Below are 9,773 nucleotides of genomic sequence, written 5' to 3' on the forward strand. Positions count from 1 at the left end.
GCTCCAGTTTGCTGACGGCGGTGTGGTCGTAGCCGATCTCGGCGCCGAGCTGGGCCTGGGTCAGTCCGGCGCGGCGGCGCCACTGGCGCAGCCGCAGACCGAAGGCCTGCCAGAGGTGGTCCTCGACGGGCGTGGTCGCCGCCCGGTTGCGGTGCACGGGGCTGCCCTCCCGAGTGCGTTCCGGGCCCTCCGGTGGGAGAGGTCCGCTGAGGAGGACGGTACTGGACGAGGACCCCCGCCGTACATGATGTGGTCTCAACCACTTCCGCGCTCTGGTCTCAACCTCTCCACAGGATGGTCTCAACCTCTCCTCTCCATTGGTCTCTACCTCATGGACCACCGGTCTCGACCTCTCCGAGCGCCCCGACCTGCTCGGACGGCTTTTCTACCGTCAGCTCCCTTGCTCCGAAGGCTCCTTGACGCGAGCGGACAGCACTTGACGGAACTTGCCAACCGCCCGTTCCGCGCGTCCAGCCCGTTGACCGTGCCATGACGGCGTGTGAGGGTTCCGGCACCCGAGCGCGGACGCCACAGATCCAGTCCCCCCAGCGTCCTGCGGTGAGCGCCTCTCCGGCGCACCGTCCGCGGTCGGGCACCCCCACGTTCGAGGAGCCTCGGAATGAAACGCAGATTGCTGACGGCGGGGACCACCCTGACCGTCCTGGCCGGCATGCTGACCGCCACCGCGGTCGGACAGGCCGGCGCCGCCGCGGGTGCGGCCGCGCCGACACCCCCCAGCGCGCTCGCCGCCGCCGTGAACGCCGCCGACCAGGCGGCCGCGGCCGGCCTGGACGCCCTGGCCAAGGGCCCCGGCGAGACCTACGAGCGCCAGTCCGTGACCCCCTGGCTGGGCGGTCTCTACTCGGTCGCCTACGAGCGCACCTACAAGGGCCTGCCGGTGGTCGGCGGCGACGCCGTCGTGATCGCCGACGGTCAGGGCAAGGTGCACGGCTCCCAGTCCGCCAACACCGGCGCGATAGGCGTGCCCACCACCGCCCTGATCAGCGCCGCCAACGCGGAGCGCACCGCCCGCACCAAGCTGGCCACCGTGGACGGCGTGCAGTCCCGCCGGCTGGTCGTCCGGGTCAAGGACGGCACCGGGCGGCTCGCCTGGGAGACCGTGCTCACCGGCCGCACCGCGAGCGCCCCGAGCACGTTGCACGTCTTCGTCGACGCCCGCAACGGCGAGGTCGTCGACAGCTACGACGACGTCCGGGCCGGGACCGTCAACAGCAAGTGGAACGGCCCGGCGCCGGTCACCATCAGCACCACGGGCTCGGGCAGCAGCTACTCGCTGCGCGACCCGAGCCGGCCCGGCCTGACCTGCGCCGACAACGCGACCGGCCAGGTGTTCACCAAGTCCTCGGACTCCTGGGGCAACGGCAGCCCCACCAGCAAGGAGACCGGCTGCGGCGACGTCATGTTCGCGGCGCAGAAGGAATGGGACATGCTCAAGGACTGGTTGGGCCGCAACGGCCACAACGGTACCGGGGGCAGCTGGCCGGTCAAGGTCGGTCTCAACGACGTCAACGCCTACTGGGACGGCTCCTCGGTCTCCATCGGCCACAACAACGCCAACGAGTGGATCTCCTCGATCGACGTCGTCGGCCACGAGTTCGGCCACGGCATCGACCAGTACACCCCCGGCGGCGCCAACAACGAGAACGGCCTGGGCGAGGGCACCGGCGACATCTTCGGCGCGCTCACCGAGGCGTACGCCAACGAGCCCTCCCCGTACGACAGTCCGGACTACACCGTCGGCGAGATGATCAACCTGGTCGGCCGCGGCCCGATCCGCAACATGGCCAACCCCTCGCTCGTCAACGGCGACCCGAACTGTTACTCCTCCTCGATCCCGAGCACCGAGGTGCACGCGGCCGCGGGCCCGCTGAACCACTGGTTCTACCTGCTCGCCGAGGGCTCCAACCCGGGCGGCGGCAAGCCCACCAGCCCGACGTGCAACAGCTCCGCGGTCACCGGCGTCGGCATCAAGGACGCGGGCCGGGTCTTCTACGGCGGCATGCTGCTCAAGACCAGCGGCATGACCTACAAGAAGTACCGGACCACCACCCTGACCGCGGCCAAGAGCCTCGACCCCTCCTGCAACCTGTTCAACCGCACCAAGGCGGCCTGGGACGCGGTCAGCGTGCCCGCCCAGACCGGTGACCCGAAGTGCGACGGCCCGACCGGGCCGGAGTTCTCGATCGGCACCAACCCGACCGCCGGCAGCGTCCAGGCCGGCTCCTCGGCCACCACGACGGTCGTCACCCAGGTGACCCAGGGCGGCGCCCAGACCGTCAACCTCACCGCCTCCGGCGCCCCGAGCGGCGCGAGCGTCAGCTTCAACCCGGCCTCGATCCAGTCCGGGACGAACGCGACGATGACGGTCTCCACCAGCGCCACCACCGCGCCCGGCAGCTACGTCATCACGGTCACCGGCACCGGCCAGACCACCCACACCGCTCAGTACACGCTGACGGTCGGCGGCGGCGGCCCCACCGGGCAGGCGCCCGACATCAGCGTCGCCAACGTGCAGGCGCACCTGGCCCAGCTCAACACCATCGCCTCGCAGAACGGCGGCAACCGCCGTACCGGCACCGCCGGTTACAGCCAGTCGCTGGCCTACGTGAAGGCCAAGCTCGTCGCCGCCGGCTACCAGGTCAGCGAGCAGACCTGCGGCTCCTGCACGTACAGCGCCAACAACCTGATCGCCGACTGGCCGGGCGGCCCCGCCGACCAGGTCACCATGTTCGGCGCTCACCTGGACGGCGTCAGCGCCGGCCCGGGCATCAACGACAACGGCTCCGGCTCGTCCGTCCTGCTGGAGACCGCGCTCGCGCTGGCCCAGCAGAACCCCACCATGACCCGCCACGTGCGCTTCGCCTGGTGGACCGGTGAGGAGCAGGGCCTGCAGGGCTCGCAGTACTACGTGAGCCAGCTGGGCTCCACCCAGCGCAGCGCCATCAAGGGCTACTACAACTTCGACATGGTCGGCTCGCCCAACGCCGGCTACTTCATCAACAACGTCAACTCCGCCACCTCGGCGCCGATGAAGGCCTACTGGGACTCGCTGAACCTCCAGCCGGAGGAGAACGTCGAGGGCCAGGGCCGCTCGGACGACGCCTCGTTCCAGTCCGCCGGCATCCCGACCTCGGGCTACGCGGCGGGCGCCAGCGCCACCAAGACCGCCAACCAGGCGGCGAAGTGGGGCGGCACCGCGAACCGGGCGTACGACTCCTGCTACCACTCCGCCTGCGACACCACCAGCAACATCAACGCCACCGTGCTGGACCGCAGCGCCGACGGCGTCGCCTACACGCTGTGGAAGACCTCGGTCGGCAGCGGCCCGGTGCCCAGCAACGACTTCTCGGTCAACGTCAACCCGGCCACCGGAAGCGTCAAGCCGGGCGAGTCGACCAGCGCCACGGTGAACACCGCGACCACCTCCGGCACCGCCCAGACCGTGAACCTCACGGTCACCGGCGCGCCGGCCGGTGTGACCGCCACCGTCAGCCCCGCCTCGGTGCAGTCGGGCGGCTCCGCGACGCTGAACATCTCGGTCGCCGCGTCGGTCCCCGCCACGACCTACAACCTGGTCGTGACCGGTACCGGTTCGGTCTCCCACTCCAGCAGCTACTCGCTGGTGGTCACCTCCGACCCGGGCCCGGGCAACGGCACCTGGGCGGCGGGCACCACCTACAAGGCGGGTGACACCGTCACCTACAACGGAATCAGCTACCGGTGCCTCCAGGGCCACACGGCCCAGGTGGGCTGGGAGCCCCCGATCGTCCCGGCCCTCTGGCAGGCGATCTGAGCGGACCGGATCGTCTCCGGGACGGGATGAAAAAGGCGGTGCCGCGGTTCGTCGAGGGGGACGGACCGCGGCACCGCCGCTTGTGCGCGCACGCCCGGACGGCAGCCGGGCGTGCGCGCTCAGGCGCAGGAGGGCTCACCCTCGATCGCGGCCTCGGCCGTCAGCAGGTAGCGCCCGTTGGGCTGGCCGAGCTTGGGGCCGCTGATCCGCAGCAGGGTGGCGCCGGCGGCGGTCTCCCGGCCGTAGCAGCTGTCGCCGACCACCTCGGTGCGGCGGGGCGTCCAGCCCCGGGCCGGCAGCTCGGCCGCGTAGTACGCGTGGACCGGGGCCATGGTGTCCGGGTAGCCGTAGGTGAGTCCGGCGGTCAGCATGTTCTCGCCGTCGCCGTCGACGCACTCGGCGTCCGGCTCGGGGCCGTCGAGCGGCCGCGAGCCGTCGGGGGCGAGGGCGAGTTCGTCCAGGTGCTGGAGGGCGGTGAGCCGCGGCTGCTGCCCGCCGCAGCGGTCGGCGCCGGGGAGGACGCCGCACCCGGCGGCCGCGAGGGGGGCGAGCACGGCGAGGACCGCGGTGGCGGCCAGGGTCCGGCGGGGGGCGGTCACGGGGACTCCGGTTCGTGGGCGGGGCGGAGAGGGCGGGACGGAGAGGGAGGGACGGAGAGGGCGGGACGGCGCACGCCGGAGCGTACGCCGTCCCCGTCTCTCAGCGGAGGCCTACCAGAGCACCCCCACGTCGTAGTAGTAGCGGCCGTAGGCCCGCAGGTTGTACATCAGGCCGTAGAGGCCGTACCAGACGTACGAGACGAACATCATCCGCCAGCCGCCCCAGCTGCTGGCGAAGTTCCGGGCGACCGAGTTGTTGTGCTTGTCGATGTCGGTGTCGCACCGCCCGCTGCGCGGGCACTTCTCACCGTACTCGTGCGCGTCGCCGATCCGCTTGGCCGCGTAGTAGCCGAAGAAGAAGGTCAGCGCGGACTGCCACATGAAGTGCCGGGTGGCGTTGTTGCGGGCGCCGCCGCCGGTCATCTTCAGCGCGATGCCGGAGATGGTGGTCGCGAACGCGCAGCCCCAGATGCCGAGCCGGCCGCAGGCCTTGGCCTCCTCGTAGTGGCGGCGCCAGTCGAAGCGGCCGTCCAGGTCGTAGCGGTTGAGCGGGTCGCCGTGGGTGTACTCGTAGGCGTTGGCGTTGCCGCCCGCCACCGGGTCGGTGGACAGGAAGCGGCCGGTGGCCGGGTTGTACAGGCGCACGCCCATCAGGGTCAGGCCGCTCGGGGTCTCGTCCGAGCGGACCTGGCCGCCGAGCCAGCCGTAGCGCACGGCGGGCTGGCCGGCGCGCGGGTTGCCGTACTCGTCGTGGTCGAGCACGGTCGGCGCGACGGCGGTGTCCAGCGGGAGCCGCAGCGCGACGTCGCCGTGCAGGTTGGTGAGCTGCAGCACGGTGCTGGTGGCACCGGTCCGCGCGGTGGTCGCCGCCAGCTCGCCGCCCGGTCCCGCGACGTTGCGGGTGACGTTGCCGGCCGAGTCCTCGGTGATCCAGCGCGGGCCGTCGCCGTCGTTGGCGAAGTGGTTGACGCGGGCGGCGGTGGCCGTCCAGGTTCCGGCGCTGTTGGTCTCGGCGGTCCAGGCGCGGTGGCGCTGGTTGGCGTCGAGGGTCCAGGTCTGCCGGGAGGCGCCGGTGGTCTGCTGCTGCACCAGGTCGCTCGCGAAGTACGCCAGGGCGGTGCCGGGCAGCGTGGTGGTGCGCCCGAACGCGTCGTAGGCGTAGCCGGCGTCCAGCAGGCGGTCCCCGCTGTCGTAGGCCGACGTCCGGGTGGTGGCGCCCGCCGTGGTGCAGGCCAGGCCGCGGGCGGCGGTGGCGGTGGCGAGGGCGGTGCGGTTGGTGTTCCGGTCGAAGGTGTAGGCCCGGTTGACGCACACCGCGTCGACCGAGGTGTCCTGCACGTTGACCAGCCGGCCGGCGCCGTCGTAGCCGAAGGTCTGGGCCGCGGTCACACCGGGCGTGCCGGTGTGGGTGGCCCACTGGCCGTGGACGGTCTCGGTGATGCCGTCGACCATGACGACGGTGCCGTCGGCGTCCTTGGTGTAGGTGCGGTTGACGGCCGCGCCGGACGGGTCCTGGCCCACCGTCAGGGTGTACCCGCCGGGCAGGCCCTGGGTGGCGAGGGCGCCGTTCGCGTCGTAACGGGCGGTGAAGGTGCCGGCCACCGAGTCGGTGACCGAGGTGAGGGTGCCGCGCGGATCGACGGCCGTGTCGTAGCCGTAGGTGGTGGTGGACGGCACGCTGTCGGTGGTCTTCACCGGCCGGTTCAGCGCGTCGTACTCGGTGGTGGTGACCCCGCCGTCGGCGTCGGTGTACGAGACCAGCCGGCCGAGCGCGTCGTAGGCCTGGCTGATCGTGCCGCCGGTGGCGGAGGTCTGCCGGGTGACCTTGCCGTTGGCCGGGTCGTAGCTGACCGTCACGGCCGGCACGGTGGCGCCTACTCCGCCGGTGACGCTGGTGGAGGCGGCGCGACCGGCCGCGTCCGGGGTGATGACGGTGGTGCGGGTGGAGCCGTTGGCCGTCTCGTCGGTCTGCGCGATCTGGCCGAACAGACCGTACTGGACCGTCTTGGTCACGGTCTGCGCCGGGTTGGAGCCGCCGCCGGTGATGTCGCCCGCCGGGGCGGTGCGGCAGAGCATGTCGGCCCACTCCGGGCGGCCGGCGCAGGGGCCGGTGCCGGTGGCGGTCCAGTAGGTGGTGAGGGTGGTGCCGGCGTCCGAGCCGGTCGAGGCGGGCAGCGAGGTGGAGACGGTGCGGCCCTTGGCGTCGTAGCCGGTGACGGTGGTGAGCGCGAGGCCCCCGGCGTCCTGGACCGTGCGGGTCGGCAGGCCGAGCGCCCAGTCGAAGCCGGTGGTGTCCCTGCGCTGCTCGGTGAAGACGTCCGGCCAGGCGCGCAGCCAGCCGCCGGTCACCGTGGTGGTGACCTGGTCCCTGACCTTGGCGGTGCCGTCGGTCGGGCGGCCCTCGTCGTAGGTCTTCGTCGTCCGGGTGCGGGCGACGACCTGGCTGCCGCCGTTGGCGACGACGGTCGCCCCCGAGACGGCATCGGTGGCCAGGGTGACGCGGTGCAGCGGGCCCTGGGCCTCGGTCTCGCGCTGGCCGTCGGCGCTGTACACCGTGGTGGTGGACAGCAGGGCGGCGCGCTCGGCGGAGGGCAGGGTGTCGATGCCGAGGTCGGCGAGCTTCGCCTGGGCGCCGGTGCCGGAGCCGAGGGCGAGTTCACGGTTGGCGGCGGTCAGGCTGCGGACCTGGTTGCCCCAGCGGTCGAACTCGGTGGTGGTGATCCGGTGCCCGGGGGCGGCGGAGTTCACCTGCTGCCCGGAGGCGTTCAGGTAGCCGATGACGGCGCGGTTGTAGTCGCCCGCGCCGAGGTCGGCCCCGTTGGCGGAGGCGGGGACCTGGTCGGGCGGGAACACGGCGGTGCCGTCGGTGGGCAGGTCGGTCTGGCCCCAGCCGGCGACCGCGGCGGCCGAGAGGTTCTCGGGTGCCTTGGTGCCGGTCAGCGGGACGCCGTAGACGTAGCTGGTCGTCGCCGTGCCGTTGACGGTGGCGGTGGTGCCCTGGGCCAGCGTGCTGGTCCACACCTTGGTCAGCATGCCCTCGTCGGCCGCGGCGGTGCCGGGGACGTTGCCGTACGCCATGTGGTAGCCGCCGGTGACGCCCGGGGGCAGCACCGCGTCCAGGGCGCCGGCCGCGCCGCCGCCGGTCACGTAGTCGTACCGGGTGGTGGAGGAGGTACCCAGGCGCGGGTCCCAGGCCAGGCGCAGCGCACCGGTGCTGTCGTAGCGGTAGGCCGCGACGTCGGTGGCGGTGGCGTTGGCGGCGCCGGGCGCGGTGGCCCAGAGCTTGATGCCGCTGACCTGGCCGGCGAAGTCGCCGAAGGTCGCCGGGTCGGTGGTGCCGGTGGCGGTGGTGGCGGCGCCGTAGACCAGCTGCAGGAGGCGGCAGCCCTTGGCCGTCGGGTCGGCCGAGCAGGTGGCGGCCGGGACGGCGGTGGTCGGGGCGATCAGCATCCGCGGGCGGGTCAGCGTCTTCCCGCCGACCGTGACCGTCTCGTTGACGATGCTGCTGGTGGTGTCGGACAGGCCGTCCATCAGGCTGGTGGCGACCGTCCAGGTGGTGGCGGCGGGGTCGGCCTTGGCGAAGGTGAGGACGGCGCCGTCGGTGTCGGAGAGGGTGAAGTCCCCGGAGGCGAAGGAGCCCTTGAGGGTCAGGTGCTCGCTGCCGGGCTCCGGCACCCAGCCGTTGCCGGCCGCGTTGGCGGTGTAGCCGACCGAGGTGCCGTCGCCGGCGGCCAGGTCGAGCGAGGTCGCCGAGGTCCGGCGGATCTCGGTGAACCCGGTGCCGAGCGAGTCGGCGCCGACGCCGGACAGCCAGCCCGGGCCGAAGATCGCGGCCCGGCCGGTCTGGTTGGCGGCCGCGTACGGGTCGCGGGAGGAGTGGGTGCGGCTGACCGTCATGCCGAAGAACGACGCGTCGGTGGTGCTGACGGTGAGGTCGCCGGTGAGCATGTTGACGGTGCCGGGTCCGGCCTGGGTGGTGGTGGCGCCGTCGGCCTTGCGGTCGACGACCACGTGCACCGGCTCGGCCGAGACGGCGGCGCCGTTGGGGCCGGTGAAGTCGGCGCGCAGCTGGACCGGGCCGTCCGGGTTGACGGTGGCGGCGGCGTTCCAGACCAGGGCGGGGCTCTTGCCGGCGGTCAGCGCGACCGGCCAGGCGGTGAGCGGGGTGCCGGCGTTGGTGACGTCGGCGGCCGGGACGGTGGTCCAGGCGTCGGCGTCGGAGCGGCGCCAGGAGAAGGCCACCGCGGTGTACTTGGCGCCGTCGGCCTCGGCCGCGAGCGGGACGCGGGCGGCGGTGCGGGTGGCCTCGTTCGGCGCGGTGACGCCGCCGGCCCCGACCTGGAAGGTGTAGGAGAGGGCCTCGGACTTGTTCTCGGCCCGGTCGGTGGCCCGGACCTGGAGGGTGTTGGTGCCCGCCTTGGCCGGGGTGACGGTCAGCGCGACCGGCCCGGTGGCGCCGTTGGTGGCGACCTCGGTCCAGGTGGTGCCGTCGAGCGACCACTCCAGGCCGCTCTGGTCGCCGCTCGGCGGGGTGACGGTGAAGACACCGCTCTGGCCCGCGCCCTTGACCCACTGCCCGGACGGGTAGTCGGTCGAGGTGATCGCGGTCGGCGCGGAGGGCGCCGAGGTGTCGACGGTGAAGTAGGCCCAGGCCGACCAGTTGTTGTTGTAGTGCAGGCCGTCGTAGGGCGAGGTGCGGAACCGGTACGTCTTGCCGTTGGCCAGCAGCCCGGCCGGGACGGTCACCGAGGCGGGCTGACCGCTCGGCACGTACGGGGACACCAGGACATTGCCGACCTGCGCGTTGGTGACGTTGTCGAAGATCTGGAAGGTGCCGTCGACCTTGTCGTTGTTGGGGTCGACGAAGGTGTCGCGCAGCGTCGGCGTGGTCGAGTTGACCCACCAGGTGCCGGCGGTGTCCTTGTAGAACGGCGAACCGGCCTGCTGGTCGGTGCCGGTGCGCGGACGGTAGTTGTACGTCACCGACAGCTTGGGGACGTTGCTCGCGGCGTTGGCGGAGTTGACCTCCTTCCAGTACTTGGTGGAGACCTCGTCCGGGGCGCGCAGGCCCATGCCGGAGGTGGTGTTCTTGGCCGAGGTCCAGGTCTGGACGAGGTTGGTGACGTCGGCGTTGATCCAGCCGTCGCCGCCGCAGGCGTCGCGGCCCTTGGTCTCGGTGGAGGTGGCCTTCTTGCTGTTCCAGGCCGGCTGGGCGGTCCAGCGGGAGGCGGTGGAGGCGAGCCCGGTGTCCCAGACCTCCCACGTGTAGGGCAGGCAGTCGCTGTTGCCGGAGTGGAAGTTGTACAGCGACAGGGTCGCCTTGGTGATCAGCGCGTCGGCGATCGGGCCGGTGTTCCAGT

Annotated in this window: 4 protein-coding genes; 1 reads left to right on the top strand and 3 read right to left on the bottom strand. The window is 72.4% G+C overall.

What is annotated here, in order from left to right:
* A partial coding sequence (locus BI06_RS55775) for a helix-turn-helix transcriptional regulator (protein WP_206743657.1) occupies positions 1–340 on the bottom strand: 340 nt, incomplete at its 3' end.
* A 279-nt stretch (positions 341–619) separates the two neighbouring features.
* Between BI06_RS55775 and BI06_RS44745 the strand changes: the two genes are divergently transcribed.
* Positions 620–3,814, top strand: a complete 3,195-nt coding sequence (locus tag BI06_RS44745) for a M28 family peptidase (RefSeq protein ID WP_043478796.1) — start codon at positions 620–622, stop codon at positions 3,812–3,814.
* Between the two features lie 119 nt (positions 3,815–3,933).
* On the opposite strand, the gene BI06_RS44750 is transcribed toward BI06_RS44745, so the two are convergent.
* Positions 3,934–4,413, bottom strand: a complete 480-nt coding sequence (locus tag BI06_RS44750; RefSeq protein WP_043478799.1) for a hypothetical protein — start codon at positions 4,411–4,413, stop codon at positions 3,934–3,936.
* Positions 4,414–4,524: 111 nt separating this feature from the next.
* The coding region (locus tag BI06_RS55350) for a DNRLRE domain-containing protein (RefSeq protein ID WP_051743073.1) at positions 4,525–9,773 on the bottom strand (5,249 nt) is incomplete at its 5' end.

Origin of the sequence: Kitasatospora sp. MBT66, from assembly GCF_000710405.2 — a bacterium.
Classification (GTDB): Bacteria; Actinomycetota; Actinomycetes; order Streptomycetales; family Streptomycetaceae; genus Kitasatospora; species Kitasatospora purpeofusca.

Coding starts and splice junctions, on each gene's coding strand:
- BI06_RS44745 (WP_043478796.1), top strand. CDS start 620: ATGAAACGCAGATTGCTGACGGCGGGGACCACCCTGACCGTCCTGGCC.